Origin of the sequence: Bradyrhizobium sp. CSS354, from assembly GCF_029051725.1 — a bacterium.
Taxonomy (GTDB): Bacteria; Pseudomonadota; Alphaproteobacteria; order Rhizobiales; family Xanthobacteraceae; genus Bradyrhizobium.
Map to the genome: position 1 here is coordinate 492,181 of NZ_JAACFU010000003.1, position 14,043 is coordinate 506,223.

Annotated in this window: 16 protein-coding genes; 8 read left to right on the plus strand and 8 right to left on the minus strand. The window is 64.2% G+C overall.

The window, feature by feature from the left end; all coding sequences use genetic code 11:
* Positions 1–53 precede the first annotated feature (53 nt).
* From GWG67_RS09320 to GWG67_RS09330, 3 genes are all read left to right on the plus strand, one after another.
* Positions 54–2,279, plus strand: a complete 2,226-nt coding sequence (locus GWG67_RS09320) for an ATP-binding protein (RefSeq protein WP_275169151.1) — start codon at positions 54–56, stop codon at positions 2,277–2,279.
* Between the two features lie 102 nt (positions 2,280–2,381).
* Positions 2,382–3,011 (plus strand): histidine phosphatase family protein, encoded by a 630-nt coding sequence (locus GWG67_RS09325; protein ID WP_275168959.1) that lies wholly within the window; start codon positions 2,382–2,384, stop codon positions 3,009–3,011.
* A 54-nt stretch (positions 3,012–3,065) separates the two neighbouring features.
* The gene (locus GWG67_RS09330) at positions 3,066–4,124 is read left to right on the plus strand and encodes an AI-2E family transporter (RefSeq protein WP_275168961.1); all 1,059 of its coding nucleotides are present in this window, start codon (positions 3,066–3,068) and stop codon (positions 4,122–4,124) included.
* A 61-nt stretch (positions 4,125–4,185) separates the two neighbouring features.
* Here the strand turns inward: GWG67_RS09330 and GWG67_RS09335 are convergent, their stop codons facing one another.
* From GWG67_RS09335 to hisB, 8 genes are all read right to left on the minus strand, one after another.
* Positions 4,186–4,425 (minus strand): hypothetical protein, encoded by a 240-nt coding sequence (locus GWG67_RS09335; protein ID WP_275168963.1) that lies wholly within the window; start codon positions 4,423–4,425, stop codon positions 4,186–4,188.
* Between the two features lie 103 nt (positions 4,426–4,528).
* On the minus strand, positions 4,529–5,485 hold the full coding sequence (gene coaA / locus GWG67_RS09340) for a type I pantothenate kinase (protein WP_027514807.1): 957 nt from the start codon (positions 5,483–5,485) through the stop codon (positions 4,529–4,531).
* Positions 5,486–5,505: 20 nt separating this feature from the next.
* Entirely contained in the window at positions 5,506–5,832 is a 327-nt protein-coding gene (locus GWG67_RS09345) for a phosphoribosyl-ATP diphosphatase (RefSeq protein WP_007598445.1), read from the minus strand.
* A 100-nt stretch (positions 5,833–5,932) separates the two neighbouring features.
* Positions 5,933–6,709, minus strand: coding sequence for an imidazole glycerol phosphate synthase subunit HisF (gene hisF / locus GWG67_RS09350; protein ID WP_007604055.1), 777 nt, complete (start codon positions 6,707–6,709; stop codon positions 5,933–5,935).
* A gap of 10 nt (positions 6,710–6,719) precedes the next feature.
* The gene (hisA, locus tag GWG67_RS09355; RefSeq protein WP_275168965.1) at positions 6,720–7,466 is read right to left on the minus strand and encodes a 1-(5-phosphoribosyl)-5-[(5-phosphoribosylamino)methylideneamino]imidazole-4-carboxamide isomerase; all 747 of its coding nucleotides are present in this window, start codon (positions 7,464–7,466) and stop codon (positions 6,720–6,722) included.
* Positions 7,454–8,104 (minus strand): imidazole glycerol phosphate synthase subunit HisH, encoded by a 651-nt coding sequence (gene hisH / locus GWG67_RS09360; protein ID WP_027514809.1) that lies wholly within the window; start codon positions 8,102–8,104, stop codon positions 7,454–7,456. Before hisH ends, hisA begins: the two co-directional genes overlap by 13 nt.
* Positions 8,101–8,631, minus strand: a complete 531-nt coding sequence (locus tag GWG67_RS09365; protein ID WP_275168967.1) for a DUF2628 domain-containing protein — start codon at positions 8,629–8,631, stop codon at positions 8,101–8,103. The genes hisH and GWG67_RS09365 overlap by 4 nt, the downstream gene beginning before the upstream one ends.
* Positions 8,632–8,697: 66 nt before the next feature.
* Positions 8,698–9,291: an imidazoleglycerol-phosphate dehydratase HisB gene (gene hisB / locus GWG67_RS09370; protein ID WP_275168969.1), complete on the minus strand. Its 594-nt coding sequence runs from the start codon at positions 9,289–9,291 to the stop codon at positions 8,698–8,700.
* Between the two features lie 202 nt (positions 9,292–9,493).
* On the opposite strand from hisB, the gene hslV reads away from it, so the two are divergent.
* The 5 genes from hslV to GWG67_RS09395 all read left to right on the plus strand — a co-directional run bounded on the left by hslV (position 9,494) and on the right by GWG67_RS09395 (position 13,999).
* A complete protein-coding gene (gene hslV / locus GWG67_RS09375; protein WP_027566238.1) occupies positions 9,494–10,054 on the plus strand; it encodes an ATP-dependent protease subunit HslV in 561 nt (186 codons plus the stop codon).
* 183 nt (positions 10,055–10,237) lie between these two features.
* Positions 10,238–10,723, plus strand: a complete 486-nt coding sequence (locus tag GWG67_RS09380; RefSeq protein WP_275168971.1) for a GNAT family N-acetyltransferase — start codon at positions 10,238–10,240, stop codon at positions 10,721–10,723.
* Complete coding sequence (locus tag GWG67_RS09385; RefSeq protein WP_275168973.1) at positions 10,720–11,337, plus strand: DUF2585 domain-containing protein; 618 nt, start codon at positions 10,720–10,722, stop codon at positions 11,335–11,337. Before GWG67_RS09380 ends, GWG67_RS09385 begins: the two co-directional genes overlap by 4 nt.
* Before the next feature lie 52 nt (positions 11,338–11,389).
* Positions 11,390–12,694 carry an ATP-dependent protease ATPase subunit HslU gene (gene hslU / locus GWG67_RS09390; RefSeq protein ID WP_275168975.1) on the plus strand — a complete coding sequence of 435 codons (1,305 nt, stop codon included), beginning with the start codon at positions 11,390–11,392 and terminating at the stop codon, positions 12,692–12,694.
* 180 nt (positions 12,695–12,874) lie between these two features.
* Positions 12,875–13,999, plus strand: a complete 1,125-nt coding sequence (locus GWG67_RS09395) for a hypothetical protein (RefSeq protein ID WP_275168977.1) — start codon at positions 12,875–12,877, stop codon at positions 13,997–13,999.
* Positions 14,000–14,043: the final 44 nt, after the last annotated feature.

Genomic DNA, 14,043 nt, shown 5'->3' on the forward strand with positions numbered 1-14,043 from the left:
ATCGTCGTTTACAGCGAGCACAGCGTTTTAAGAAAAGAGTCGGGTCGGTGGCGATGGATCGGACGTTCCGGATCAAGGTGCGCATGCGCCGCTTCAGGCGACAGTACCCCCGAATCGCCTTCGCGATCCGCTCCACCATGATCTTTTCGGCGACCTTCGGCGGCGCCTACGGGTTTGTCTCCGGCAGCCGGTCCGAGAATTCCGGCTACGATCCCAATGCGTTTGCGATCGGCGCCAGCTTCCTGTTCGCGCTCGCCTGCCTCGGCCTCGCCACGCTCAGCATGCGCCTGCGCTTCGTCAACAAGCGGATGCGTGCGCTGGCCGCCCACAACGAAACGCTGATCGACCGTAATTGGGAGCTGAAGGAAGCAGAAGAACGCGCTCGCAGCCTGTTCGAACAGCAGGGCGATCTGATCGTGCTGCGCGACACAAGCGGCCGCATCACCTTCGCCAACGACGCCTATTGCGCGCTTGCCGGACAGGCGCGCGGCGCGCTGGTCGGCACGCGCTTTGATTTCGAGGTGCTGGAGCAGGGCGACAGCGCCCGCGAAAGCAACGGCACGCGGATTCACGATCAGAAGATCGCAACCCCGCTCGGCGCGCGCTGGATCGCCTGGCGCGAAGGCTATGTCCGCCTCGATGCCGGCCAACCCGCCGAATTGCAGAGCGTCGGACGCGACGTCACCGACCGCACCGAGACCGAGCGTGCGCTGTCCGACGCCCGCGACCAGGCTGACGCCGCCAACCGCGCCAAATCGCGCTTCCTGGCGATGGCCTCGCACGAGATCCGCACGCCGCTCAACGGCATCATCGGCATGGGCGGGCTGCTGCTCGACACCACGCTGACGCCGGAGCAGTCGACCTACGCCAAGGCCGTGAAGACCTCCGGCGAAGCGCTGATGGCGCTGATCGAGGAGTTGCTCGACTATTCCAAGATCGAAGCCGGCAAGCTCGATCTCGAGCAGCGTCCCTTCGCGCTCTCGGGCCTGATCGAGGACATCACCGAACTGCTCGCGCCGCGCGCGCAGGCAAAGCAGCTCGAGATCGCCGCCTATGTCGACGAGCGGCTGCCGCTCGAAGTGGTCGGCGATGCCGCGCGGCTGCGCCAGGTACTGCTCAACCTTGCCGGCAACGCCATCAAGTTCACTGCGGGCGGCGGCGTTGCGCTGATCGTCGAACCCGGCATCTGGCCGAACGAGATCAGCTTTCTGGTGCGCGACACCGGCATCGGCATTGCGCCGGAGGCGCAACAGCGCATCTTCCGCGAGTTCGAGCAGGCCGACGAACGCGTCGCGCGCACCCATGGCGGCACCGGCCTCGGTCTCTCCATCAGCGAACGCATCGTCAAGCGCATGGGCGGCCGCATCACGCTCACGAGCGAGCCGGGCAAGGGGTCGACCTTCGAGGTCGCGGTCCCGCTGGCGTCATCCGCCGTAGATACGGAACAGGCGGCATTCCCGAGTCCCGATCTCGCGGGCAAGTCAATCCTGCTGATTGCCGACGGCATCGAGGCCTCGCTGATCGCGCGGCGGCTGGAGCGCTGGGGCGGCCAGACCTGCATGGTGACGGACGCCGCGGTGGCGGAAGCGCTGCTGCCCGAGCGCTCATGGCATTCGGTGCTGATCGATCGCGCGCTCGGCGCTGCCATCGCCGACCGCCTCGGCGAGGCCGCACGCAGCCATGCGACGCAACGCCTCGTGCTGCTGACGTCGGGCTCGCGCCACGAGAAGCTCTCGCCGGCCTTCACCGGCTTCCTGGTGAAGCCGCTACGCGCGGCCTCACTCGCCGCACGCCTGGCGCTGCCCCCGGAGGTCGCCTCGCCCGATCTCGCGCCGGAGCCATCGGCCCCATCCACCGGCGCGGTACCGGCGACGGGCCTATCAATTCTCGTCGCCGAGGACAACGAAATCAACGCGCTGTTGATGCGCTCGCTGCTGACGAAACTCGGGCACCGCGTCGTCATCGCCGTCCATGGCGAGGCCGCACTGGAATCCTGGCTCGGCGCGTCATCGGCCGGCACGCCCTACGATCTCGTGCTGATGGACATCCAGATGCCGCAACTCGACGGCATCGAGGCGACAAAACGCATCCGTGCGCACGAGGCCGCCACAGGCGGCCACCACACGCCGATCCTCGCGCTCACCGCCAATACGCTGGTGGAAGATCGCTACGCCTGCTTTGAGGCGGGCATGAACGGATTTCTGATCAAGCCGCTCGATCGCGAGAAGCTGGAAGGGGCGCTGGCCGGACTGGCGGCGGCGCGGCAGCTGGCGGTTTGACCCGGATTTCATAGGAATCCGATCCCGGCCCGCAATCGACAATTGAAATCGACTGCGTCGCGCGTCACCATCCTCTGGGGCATTTTGAACAGAGGATTTCGCATGAACGTGCTGTGCCGCCTCGCTTTCGTGATCCTTCTCTGTGGTTCCACTCAAGCCACCGCGGCCGCTAGCCCGGAACTGATCGCCTCGCTCAAGCAAGGCGGTTACGTGCTGGTGTTTCGCCACACCGCCACCGACGACAGCCAAAAGGATGTCTACCCTTTCAAATTCGACGACATGAGCGCCCAGCGTCAGCTCAGTGAAAAGGGCCGCGACATGGCGCGCCAGATCGGGGCGGCCATCAAGGAACTCGCGATCCCGATCGGCGAGGTCTACACCAGCAGGCTGAACCGCGCGATCGAGGCGGGGAGACTGATCTCCGGCCGCGAGGTCAAGCCGGTCGATGCGTTGACGGACAGCAGCAACGCGAGTGCGTCGGGCATGGCAAATCCGACGGGTGCAAATGCAAAGGCGGGCCAAGCCGTGCGGCAGTTCGTCGACGCGCCGCCTAAAGCCGGCACTAACACCTTCCTGGTCACCCATAAGACCAACATCGCCGATGCCTTCGGCAAGGATGCCGGGGACGTGCAGGAAGGCGAAGCTTTCGTCTACAAGGCGGGCAGCTCGGGTCCCGCAACCCTTGCAGGACGGATCAAGCTTGCCGACTGGACTGCGAAAGCAGACAAGTGACGGCCCCGACATCAGTCCGGATCATGCTTTGACAACAGAAGGGCTGGCGAACCAGTGAGAACATCGGAAGACCGCTCATTCCTCATCTTGCTTGCCGCGGTCTCCCTTGCGTTCGGGTGGGTGCTTTGGCCGTTCTCCGGCGCGCTGTTGTGGGCCACGCTTCTAGCGATCATCTTCGCACCACTCTATCGACGCGCCCTGGAAACGCTTCCGGGACGCCGCAACCTTGCGGCATCGTTCGCTGTCGTCGTCGTGATCGTCATGGTCCTCATCCCCGTGGCGGTCGTCATCGCCTCGCTGATCGACCAGGGCGGGGAGCTGTATCAGCGCGCTCAGACTGGGGAGATCAGTTTCGCTCATCCCCTGCAGCAGCTGAAATCCGCGCTGCCCGCTTGGGCCGCTTCCTTGGCGGATCGCTTGGCCGGCATCGATTTCTCGGCTCTGAAAGAACGTCTATCGAGTCTGGTCGTCCCTGCCGGCCAACAGCTGGCGGGGCACGCCATCAACATCGGTCAGTTGACGCTGGAGTTCGTCGCAAGCTTGCTCGTGATGTTGTACCTGCTGTTCTTCCTGCTCCGCGATGGTGACGAGCTCAACGCACGGATCCGCGACGCGCTCCCGCTGCGGCCGAGCCACACCACCGAGATTCTGAATGCGTTCACCCTCGCGGTTCGCGGGACGATCAAGGGGATCGTTCTCGTTGCCCTGATCCAGGGAGCGCTTGGCGGGCTGATTTTCTGGCTGCTCGGCTTGACGGCGCCGCTGCTCGCGGGCGCCCTCATGGCGCTGCTCTCGCTCCTGCCCGTGCTTGGCTCCGCCCTGGTTTGGGTTCCGGTCGCGCTCTATCTGCTTGTGGCAGGCTCAGTCACGAAAGGGATCATCCTGCTCGCATTCGGGACCTTCGTGATCGGTCTTGCGGACAATTTTCTCCGCCCGATCCTGGTCGGCCAGTCGATCCAAATGCCGAGCTATGTCGTGCTGCTCGCCACCTTGGGCGGCCTTGCGGCTTTCGGAGCGAACGGGTTCGTCATCGGCCCACTCGTCGCCGCGATGTTTCTCACGACGTGGCACATCTTCATCGGCTCGAAAGCGCGACAGGAGACCCGGAAATGACCGTCATGTCGAGTGACGACCCGGCGGTCAGCCGAGCGCCGAATTCGGCCGACGCCGAATGCTATGCGGCGTGAGCAGCAAAGCGCGGCGCGGACAGCTTGGCCGGCGGCACTGCCGTGCCCTTGAATTTGGTGTCTGCCTGGACCGCGCGCTTGCAATGTGGACACACGAAGAGATGCGCGATGATCGGGGTCGGCTCGTCCGCCAGCAGCTCGGAACGGAACCACTTCATCTCGATATGGCAGTCCGGGCATATCGGTGCTTCGAGATGCTCGGCAGCGCTTCTGAGACGATCAACCATGGGGCCCGTGTGCGTTTCCGAAAGCCATAACCAACTACCCCTCGCCGGTCTGCAACAAAAGATACTCAGCCCGAAATTTAAAGAGCCGCGTTCATCAAGGCTGTTACAGCCGCCTCAGCGCCACGCTCGACACCGTGTGGTCGGCGCCCTTCTTCAGGATCAGGGTCGCGCGGGGGCGGGTCGGCAGGATATTGTCCTCGAGATTGGCAAGGTTGGTGCGTTCCCAGATCGCGATCGCGGTGGCGGTGGCCTCCTCGTCCGACAACAGCGCGTAGCGGTTGAAGTAGGATTTCGGATTCGTGAACGCGGTGTCGCGCAGCGACAGAAAGCGCCGGATGTACCACTGCCGTAGCGCGGCCTCGTCGGCGTCGATATAGACCGAGAAATCGAAGAAGTCGGACACCACGGGCACGGCCTTGCCGTCACGCGGCAGCTTGCCGGTCTGCAGCACGTTGACGCCCTCGACGATCAGGATGTCGGGCTGGTCGATCTCGGCCCACTGGTTCGGCACGATGTCGTAGGTCAAATGCGAATAGACCGGCGCGCGCACATGGCGGCGGCCGGCCTTGATGTCGGAGAGGAAGCTGAGCAGCAACGGCAGGTCGTAGCTCTCCGGAAAACCCTTCTTCTGCATGATGCCCTGCCGCTCCAGCACGGCGTTGGGATACAGAAATCCGTCGGTGGTGATCAGCTCGACTTTGGGGCGCGGCGACCAGCGCGCCAGCAGCGCCTGAAGCACGCGGGCCGTGGTGGATTTTCCAACCGCGACCGAACCGGCGACGCCGATGATGTAGGGCATCTTGCGGTCGCGGATGTTGAGGAACTGGCGCTCCGCGTAATAAAGCCGCTGCATCGCATCGACATAGATCGACAGCAGGCGCGACAGCGGCAGGTAAATGTCCTCGACTTCCTGCAAGTCGAGGCGGTCGTGCAGCGAGCGCAGCCGGTCGAACTCGCCCGGCTCCAGCGTCATCGGCGTGTCGTCGCGGAGTCGCGACCACTCCTCGCGCGTATAGACGCGGTACGGATTATACTGCTGCTCGGGTGCGCGGATATCCATGACGCGACTCTCCACCTCGGCTAGCTGCCGCCCTTGCGCGACGCCTTTTCTTCCAACCCTGACATATTGGTCCGCTTGTCCAATGCGGCCTCAACCTCTTCCAGCTTTACGCCGCGGGCCTTGAGCAGCACAAGGAAATGATAGAGCAGGTCGGCGCCTTCGGCGATCAGATGCGCGCGATCGTTTTCGACTGCTGCGATTACGGTTTCGACTGCTTCCTCACCGAACTTCTTGGCGCAATGTTCGGCGCCCTTGTCGAGGAGCTTGCGGGTATAGGACGCCTCGCCACCCGCTGCCGCGCGGGCGTCGATGGTCTCGGCCAGATCGTGGATCGTGAAACGCGGCATACAAATACTCGGAAAACGCGCCTTGGCCGGTATTGGCCGTCTATCCGGCGGGATAAGTCGCTCCCCGCCGATCGTGTAGCATTTTTATGGACGGGAGTCGTCAGGCATCGAGGCGCATGGGCAGCCCGCGCCGGGACATGTGCTCCTTGGCTTCGCGGATGGTGAATTCCCCGAAGTGGAAGATCGAGGCGGCCAGCACGGCGGTGGCGTGGCCGTCGCGAATACCGTCGACGAGGTGGTCGAGATTGCCGACGCCGCCCGAGGCGATCACGGGAACGGGGATGCTGTCGGCGATCGCCCGGGTCAGCGGGATGTCAAAACCCTGCCGCGTGCCGTCACGGTCCATCGAGGTGAGCAGGATTTCACCGGCGCCGAGCGAGACCACCTCCTGGGCATATTCGATGGCGTCGATGCCGGTCGAGTTGCGGCCGCCATGGGTGAAGATCTCCCAGCGCTCTCCGCCACCGGCGCGCTTGACCCGCTTGGCGTCGATCGCGACCACCACGCACTGCCCGCCGAATTTCTCGGCGGCTTCCTTGACGAACTCACGCCGAGACACCGCGGCGCTGTTGATCGAGACCTTGTCGGCGCCGGCGCGCAGGAGGGTCTTGATGTCGTTGACCTCACGGACGCCGCCGCCCACGGTCACGGGCATGAAACAGGCTTCAGCGGTGCGCCGGACTACGTCCAGCATGATGCCGCGATTCTCATGGGTCGCGGTGATGTCGAGGAAGGTGAGCTCGTCGGCGCCGGCGGCGTCATAAGCGATCGCCGCTTCAACGGGGTCACCGGCATCGCGCAAATCGACGAAGTTGACGCCCTTGACGACGCGGCCGTCCTTGACGTCGAGGCAGGGGATCACGCGCACCTTGAACATTGGATGTCTCCTAGGCGGCGCGCGCGTTGCGGATCAGGTTGAGGGCGGACGCGGGATCGAGCCGGCCGTCATAGAGCGCGCGGCCGGCGATCGCGCCGGCGAGCTTCTTGGCGCGCGGCGTCAGCATCGCCTTGACGTCCTCGATCGAGGCGAGGCCGCCGGAGGCAATCACGGGAATCGAGATCGCATCCGCTAGCGCGATGGTCGCATCGAGATTCAGGCCCTTGAGCAGCCCGTCGCGCGCGATGTCGGTGAAGATGATGGCGGCGACGCCGGCATCCTCGAAACGCCGTGCGATCTCCAGCACCGTCACCTGCGAGGTCTCAGCCCAGCCTTCGACGGCGACCTTGCCGTCACGTGCATCGAGCCCGACCGCGACGCGGCCGGGGAATTTCCTGGCGGCCGCCTTCACCAATTCGGGGTCGCGCACCGCGGCGGTGCCGATGATGACACGGGTGATGCCCTTGTCGAGCCAGGCTTCGACAGTCGCGAGATCGCGAATGCCGCCGCCGAGCTGCACCGGAATCGTGATCGTCTTCAGCATCGCCTCGACGGCCTGCGCATTCACCGGCTTGCCGGCAAACGCGCCGTCGAGATCGACGACGTGGAGATACTCAAAGCCCTGCGCGACGAAGCTCGCCGCCTGCGCGGCGGGATTGAGGTTGAACACGGTCGCGCGCGCCATGTCGCCCTGTTCGAGGCGCACGCATTGGCCGTTCTTGAGGTCGATCGCGGGAAAGAGGATCACGGTTTCCATCGCAAAAAATTCGAGATCAGGGCCAAACCAAAGCGCTGGCTCTTCTCGGGGTGAAACTGTGTACCGATGGCGGTATCCTTGCCGACGATCGCGGTGACAGGCCCGCCGTAATCGGCGCGCGCGAGCACGTCCGCCTCGTTGGCGGCATTGAGGTGGTAGGAGTGCACGAAATAAGCGTGCTGGCCCTTGGGGCCGAGCGGCAGCTTGTCCAGCACCGGATGCTCGCGCAGCACATCGAGCGTGTTCCAGCCCATGTGCGGGATCTTCAGGCTCTCGTCGCGCGGCGTGATCTTCTCGACGTCGCCGCCGATCCAGTTCAGGCCTTGCGTGATGACATGCTCCTTGCCGCGGGTGGCGAACAACTGCATGCCGACACAGATGCCGAACATCGGCCGCGCCTTGACGCGCACCGCTTCGGTGATCGCCTCGACCATGCCGTTGACGGCATCGAGCCCGCGCCGGCAATCGGCGAACGCACCGACGCCCGGCAGCACCAGGCGGTCGGCGCTGTAGGCCTGGTCCGGATCGCTGGTGACGAACACCTTTTGCGGGTTGTCCATGCTGCGCGCGGCGCGCTCGAACGCCTTGGCAGCCGAATGCAGATTGCCGGAACCGTAATCGATGATGGCGACGCTCATCTTGACCCTCCCGGTTCTGGAAACAAACCAATGATGCCACCCGCCGGCATCGGCGGCGGATTGGAGAATTGCTGACCCGGCACGTTGCGGGTCGGCGGTGGGCCGCCGCGATCGACGGCCCATTGATCGTTGACGATGCCGCGCTGCTTCTGGCTCCAGCGCTCGAAGAAGCGGTGCTCGGCGGTATCCTCATCGTCGGAAATGACCACGTCGAGCTGCCGCCATTTACCGCGCGACAGCGTCCAGCGGCGCAGGCTGGAGGCCTCGAATCCCATCAGGAGCGCGACGATGACGTCGGCGAAGAAGATCGACGACCGGCCGACGCCGAGGCTGGACAGCCCGACATTGAAGGCGGCCACGAAGATCAGCCAGCCGATCAGCGCCAGCCACAGCCGATTCCACAGCAGCCAGAACGGTCCGAAGATCATCGCCCAGAAATGGAAGCCGTCGCGCACGAAGACGAACTTGTCGGTCGCGCGCAGATCGGCTCCGGCAGGTGAGGGAGCATGAACTGTGTAGACGGACATGGCGATGCCCCGTTCCCTAGGAATTCAGTGATACCGCAAGCGGCGCGCGCCGCCGGCCGAAAGACGTCAGCCGCCGAGCGAGCCCTTGGTGGAAGGGATTTCGCCCACCGTCTTCGGGTCGATCGCAACGGCAGTCCGCAGCGCCCGTGCCAGACCTTTGAAGCAGGACTCGGCGATATGGTGGCTGTTATCGCCATATAGGGTCTCGACGTGAAGAGTCACGCCGGCGTTCATGGCAAAGGCCTGGAACCACTCGCGCACCAGCTCGGTGTCGAACTCGCCGATCTTGTCGCGGGGGAAGTCGACCTTGAACACCAGGACCGGGCGGCCCGAGATGTCGATGACCACGCGCGACAGCGTCTCGTCCATGGGCATGTGCACGCCGGCATAGCGGGTGATACCCGCCATGTTGCCGAGCGCCTGCTTGACGGCCTGGCCGAGCGCGATGCCGGTGTCTTCGGTGGTATGGTGATGATCAATGTGCAGATCGCCGACCGCCTTGACCGTGAGGTCGATGCGGGAATGGCGGGCGAGGAGATCGAGCATATGGTCGAAAAAGCCGATGCCGGTCGCGATATTGGACACGCCGGAGCCATCGAGGTTCACGGTGACCTCGATGTCGGTTTCCTTGGTCTTGCGCTTGATCGTCGCGGTGCGCATCAAAACTAGCTTTCATCCTCGTTCGGGGCCGAAAACGCCGGTCTTTTAACAGCCAAATGACGCCTTCGCTACTGCGGGAACGGCTGGCCGGGCCTCTACTTCTGCCTATGGTGAGCGAAATTGGTCCCGGAGCGGCCCGTTGTGCGCCAGTTGTCCCCTTGGCCCCGACCGCCTAAATCAGGCCGGACAACGAGGATCATTCATGCAGGACTCCCCAAACAGCTCGCCGGTCTGGCACGGCACCACGATTTTGACGGTCCGCAAGGGCGGCACGGTGGTGGTCGGCGGCGACGGCCAGGTCTCGATCGGCCAGACCGTGATCAAGCACAACGCCAGGAAGGTCCGGAAACTCGGCAAGGGCGACGTCATCGGCGGCTTTGCCGGCGCAACGGCCGACGCCTTCACGCTGTTCGAGCGTTTGGAAGCCAAACTCGAGCAATATCCGGGGCAATTGACCCGAGCCGCCGTCGAACTCGCCAAGGACTGGCGCACCGACCGTTATTTGCGCCGGCTGGAGGCCATGATGATCGTGGCCGATAAGGACGTCTCCCTGGTGCTGACAGGCACCGGCGACGTGCTGGAGCCCGAAGCCGGCGTGATGGCGATCGGCTCCGGCGGGAATTACGCGCTGGCAGCCGCCCGCGCCCTGCTCGACACCGACAAGGACGCCGAGACCATCGTCCGCCGCTCCCTCGACATCGCCGCCGACATCTGCGTCTACACCAACCGCAATGTAACCGTCGAAGCGCTGTCGGCCGGGTAGGGCTGTGATTGAACAGCGGGGCTCAGAACTGGCTGTAACCTCTCCCGCTTGCGGGAGAGGTCGCGCCGAAGGCGCGGGTGAGGGTTCTGTCCTCTTGGGGGCTGTCCCATTGCGGAAGCACCCTCTCCCCGACCCTCTCCCGCAGGCGGGAGAGGGAGTGCACCACCCGTTGGCCGCTAGGCCATGACCCCCGCCTACACCTTCCGCCCGATGACCGCGGACGACCTGCCGCTGATCCGGCGATGGCTGGGCGAGGCACATGTGCGGGACTGGTGGGGCGATCCGGACGAGCAGTTCGCGCTCGTGAGCGGCGATCTTGATGAGCCGGACATGGACCAGTTCATCGTGTTGGCCGGCGACAAGCCGTTCGGCTATCTTCAATGCTACCGCCTGACCGCCTGGAATACGGGTCTTGGGCCGCAACCGGAGGGCACGCGTGGCATCGATCAATTCATCGGCGAAAGCGACATGATCGGGCGCGGGCACGGTTCGGCATTCATCCGCCAATTCGCCGACGCGCAGTTGCGGCAGGGCCTGCCGCGCATCGTCACTGATCCTGATCCGCTCAACGCGCGCGCCGTGCGTGCCTATGAGAAGGCCGGCTTTGTCCGCGACCGCATCGTCGAGACGCCCGACGGGCCGGCGCTGCTGATGGTGCGCGCGCCATGACGCTGGCAACCACGCATGAGAGCAGGGCCGCGTTTCCGCCGCTCGCCTGGGTCGGCATCGCGCTGCTGCTGCTGGCGATGCAGGCCTCGATCCTGCTCGCGATGGGCCGGGTGCCGATCTGCACCTGCGGCTATGTCAAGCTGTGGCATGGCGTGGTGAACAGCTCCGAGAATTCGCAGCACATCGCCGACTGGTACACCTTCTCGCACATCCTGCACGGGTTCCTGTTCTATGGCTTGACCTGGCTGCTGTTCGCGCGGCTGCCATTCGTGTCTCTGTCCTGGCCCGCGCGCCTGATCGTCGCCATGCTGATCGAAGGCGCCTGGGAGATCGTCGAGAACTCGCCTTTCATCATCGAACGCTACCGCGCCGGCACGATCTCGCTGGATTATTTCGGCGACAGCATCGTCAATTCGGTTTCTGACAATCTGTCCATGATGCTGGGCTTCCTCGCCGCGCGCTTGCTGCCTGTATCGGTGACCGTCCTGCTCGGGCTCGCCTTCGAAATCATGCTGGCGCTCCATATTCGCGACAATCTGACGCTCAATATCCTGATGCTGATCCATCCGATCGAGGCGGTGAAACAATGGCAATCGGGTCCGCCGATCATCTGACGGCAAAAAAAGCGGCTTGTCCCGCCCCGCATCTGATCCTAGCTAAGGTCCCATGACAGACTTCTCCCCCCGCGAAATTGTTTCCGAACTCGACCGTTTCATCGTCGGCCAGGCCGATGCCAAGCGCGCCGTCTCGATCGCGCTGCGCAACCGCTGGCGGCGGCAGCAACTCGAAGGTTCCTTGCGCGAGGAGGTGCTGCCGAAGAACATTTTGATGATCGGCCCGACCGGCGTCGGCAAGACCGAGATCGCGCGGCGGCTCGCCAAGCTTGCCAACGCGCCGTTCCTGAAGGTGGAAGCAACGAAATTCACCGAGGTCGGCTATGTCGGTCGCGACGTCGAGCAGATCGTGCGCGATCTCGTCGAGGTCGCGATCTCTCAGGTCCGCGAGCGCAAGCGCAAGGACGTGCAGGCACGCGCACAGCTCGCCGCCGAGGAGCGCGTGCTCGACGCGCTGGTCGGTGCCAATTCCAGCGCCGCGACGCGGGACTCCTTCCGCAAGAAGCTGCGCGCGGGCGAGCTCAACGACAAGGAAATCGAGATCGAGACGCAAGGGGGCGGCAGCGGCTTTCCGATGTTCGAGATCCCGGGCATGCCCGGCGCGCAGATGGGCGCGGTCTCGATCGGCGACATCTTCGGCAAGCTCGGCGGGCGCAGCAAGACGCGGCGGCTGACGGTGGAGAGCTCGCACGAGATCCTCGTCAACGAGGAATCCGACAAGCTGCTCGACAGCGATCAGTTGACGCTGGAGGCAATCAGCGCGGTCGAGAACAACGGCATCGTGTTCCTGGACGAGATCGACAAGATCTGCGCCCGCGAAGGCCGCGCCGGCGGCGACGTCTCGCGCGAGGGCGTGCAGCGCGACCTGCTGCCGCTGATCGAGGGCACCACGGTCTCGACCAAGCACGGCGCGGTGAAGACCGACCACATCCTGTTCATCGCCTCCGGCGCCTTCCACGTCGCAAAGCCGTCCGATTTGTTGCCGGAATTGCAGGGCCGCCTGCCGATCCGCGTCGAGCTGCAGGCGCTGACCCGCGACGACATGCGCCGCATCCTGACCGAGCCCGAGGCCTCGCTGATCAAGCAGTATGTCGCGCTGATGCAGACCGAGGGCGTCACGCTCGACATCACCGACAACGCCATCGACGCGCTTGCGGACGTCGCGGTCGCCGTCAATTCCACCGTCGAGAACATCGGCGCGCGGCGGCTGCAGACCGTGATGGAGCGGGTGCTGGACGAGATCTCCTTCACCGCCCCCGACCGCAGCGGCGAGACCGTCAGGGTCGATGCCGATTTCGTGCAGAAGCACGTCGGCGACCTCGCCAAGAACGCGGATTTGAGCCGGTTCATTTTGTAATTTGACCGGGCCGCGCTATTTATTCCGCCGTCGTCCCGGCGAAGGCCGGGACCCATAACCACCAGCGGTTATTGTTGGAAGAGATAGCGGCTCCAGCCTTGGCTCAAAGCAAACATTCGTGGCTATGGGTCCCGGCCTTCGCCGGGACGACAGCGGAAGGTGCCGCGCGTCGAGTGCCATATGCTCGCTGACTTTCAGAAAAACCCCTGGCGCATCCTGCTCGCGGTCAACGCCGCGGTCATCGTCGGCGTTTTCGTTCACAAGATCCAGCTGCCGCCTTACGTCCCCTACATCCACCTCCTCGTCGACTATCATTTCGGCTTTATCAAGCGCGCCCTGATCGGGACGATCGTCGCGCTGTTCACCGACAAGGTGTCGCTATGGCTGGTGTTCGCGCTCGGCGGCGCGACATGGCTGGTGACGCTGGGACTGTACGCAAGACTATTCCAGACGACGTTCGGCTTCACCGCGAAGACATTGCCGCTGTTCGTCTTCATCGCGGGCTCGCCGTTCTTCCTCAAGAACTTCATGCACACGCTCGGTCATTTCGACATCTATGGCTGCGCGCTGGCGATCGTCCTGCTGCTGCTGCCGGCGGGCTCGCTGCTGTTCGTGGCGCTGGCTGCGCTGTTCTCGATCGTTCTCGTCCTGATCCACCACATCCATCTCCTGATGTATGTGCCGACCATCATCACCATCGTCATGATCAGGCATTATCTGACGCACGGCTGCGATCGCACCAATGTCGCGTTCGGCATCATCGCCCTGCTTGCCGTCTCCGCGCTGTTCTTCGCCGCGCAATTTTGGGGAACGATGCCGATCCCGGAGCCGGATTTCGTCGCCTATCTGAAGAGCCGGATGGCCGATCCGTCGCGGACCGACCTGCTGCAGTTTGCCTACATCTGGTATCAGCCGCTGGCGAAGGAGATTTCCGACACCTGGGGCCGCCTGCCGCACAACATCCTCGGCGTGCCCGTGTTCTTGCTGCTGATCTGGCTGCACACTCCGCTGTGGCGCTATTTTGCGGACCTGATCGGCGCGCTCGCAAACGACACGCATCGCCGTCTCGTGGTCGCGGCGCTCGCCGGCGTCAGCCTCGCCTGTCTCGTGATGTTCGCGACGGTGTTCGACTATTCGCGCTGGATCTCGAACTGGGCGGTCTGCATGTTCCTGATCCTGCACGCGGTGAAGATGCTGCCCGCAGTTCACGAGACGCCGCTGATTCCGGCGGAAGATCAGAAGACAAATATCTTCGGTCTGATCCTCACGCTGATCCCGCGCGTCGGAATCGTGCGGCCTTTCTAGCCAAGCATGATCCGGTCGGAAAACCGGGGCCCACTTTTCCGGAT

Excerpts from the sequence above, each read along its gene's own strand:
- GWG67_RS09320 (WP_275169151.1), top strand. The coding sequence starts at position 54 with ATGGATCGGACGTTCCGGATCAAGGTGCGCATGCGCCGCTTCAGGCGA.
- GWG67_RS09325 (WP_275168959.1), top strand. The coding sequence starts at position 2,382 with ATGAACGTGCTGTGCCGCCTCGCTTTCGTGATCCTTCTCTGTGGTTCC.
- GWG67_RS09335 (WP_275168963.1), bottom strand. The coding sequence starts at position 4,425 with ATGGTTGATCGTCTCAGAAGCGCTGCCGAGCATCTCGAAGCACCGATA.
- coaA (WP_027514807.1), bottom strand. The coding sequence starts at position 5,485 with ATGGATATCCGCGCACCCGAGCAGCAGTATAATCCGTACCGCGTCTAT.
- GWG67_RS09345 (WP_007598445.1), bottom strand. The coding sequence starts at position 5,832 with ATGCCGCGTTTCACGATCCACGATCTGGCCGAGACCATCGACGCCCGC.
- hisF (WP_007604055.1), bottom strand. The coding sequence starts at position 6,709 with ATGTTCAAGGTGCGCGTGATCCCCTGCCTCGACGTCAAGGACGGCCGC.
- hisA (WP_275168965.1), bottom strand. The coding sequence starts at position 7,466 with ATGGAAACCGTGATCCTCTTTCCCGCGATCGACCTCAAGAACGGCCAA.
- hisH (WP_027514809.1), bottom strand. The coding sequence starts at position 8,104 with ATGAGCGTCGCCATCATCGATTACGGTTCCGGCAATCTGCATTCGGCT.
- GWG67_RS09365 (WP_275168967.1), bottom strand. The coding sequence starts at position 8,631 with ATGTCCGTCTACACAGTTCATGCTCCCTCACCTGCCGGAGCCGATCTG.
- hisB (WP_275168969.1), bottom strand. The coding sequence starts at position 9,291 with ATGCGCACCGCGACGATCAAGCGCAAGACCAAGGAAACCGACATCGAG.
- hslV (WP_027566238.1), top strand. The coding sequence starts at position 9,494 with ATGCAGGACTCCCCAAACAGCTCGCCGGTCTGGCACGGCACCACGATT.
- GWG67_RS09380 (WP_275168971.1), top strand. The coding sequence starts at position 10,238 with ATGACCCCCGCCTACACCTTCCGCCCGATGACCGCGGACGACCTGCCG.
- GWG67_RS09385 (WP_275168973.1), top strand. The coding sequence starts at position 10,720 with ATGACGCTGGCAACCACGCATGAGAGCAGGGCCGCGTTTCCGCCGCTC.
- hslU (WP_275168975.1), top strand. The coding sequence starts at position 11,390 with ATGACAGACTTCTCCCCCCGCGAAATTGTTTCCGAACTCGACCGTTTC.
- GWG67_RS09395 (WP_275168977.1), top strand. The coding sequence starts at position 12,875 with ATGCTCGCTGACTTTCAGAAAAACCCCTGGCGCATCCTGCTCGCGGTC.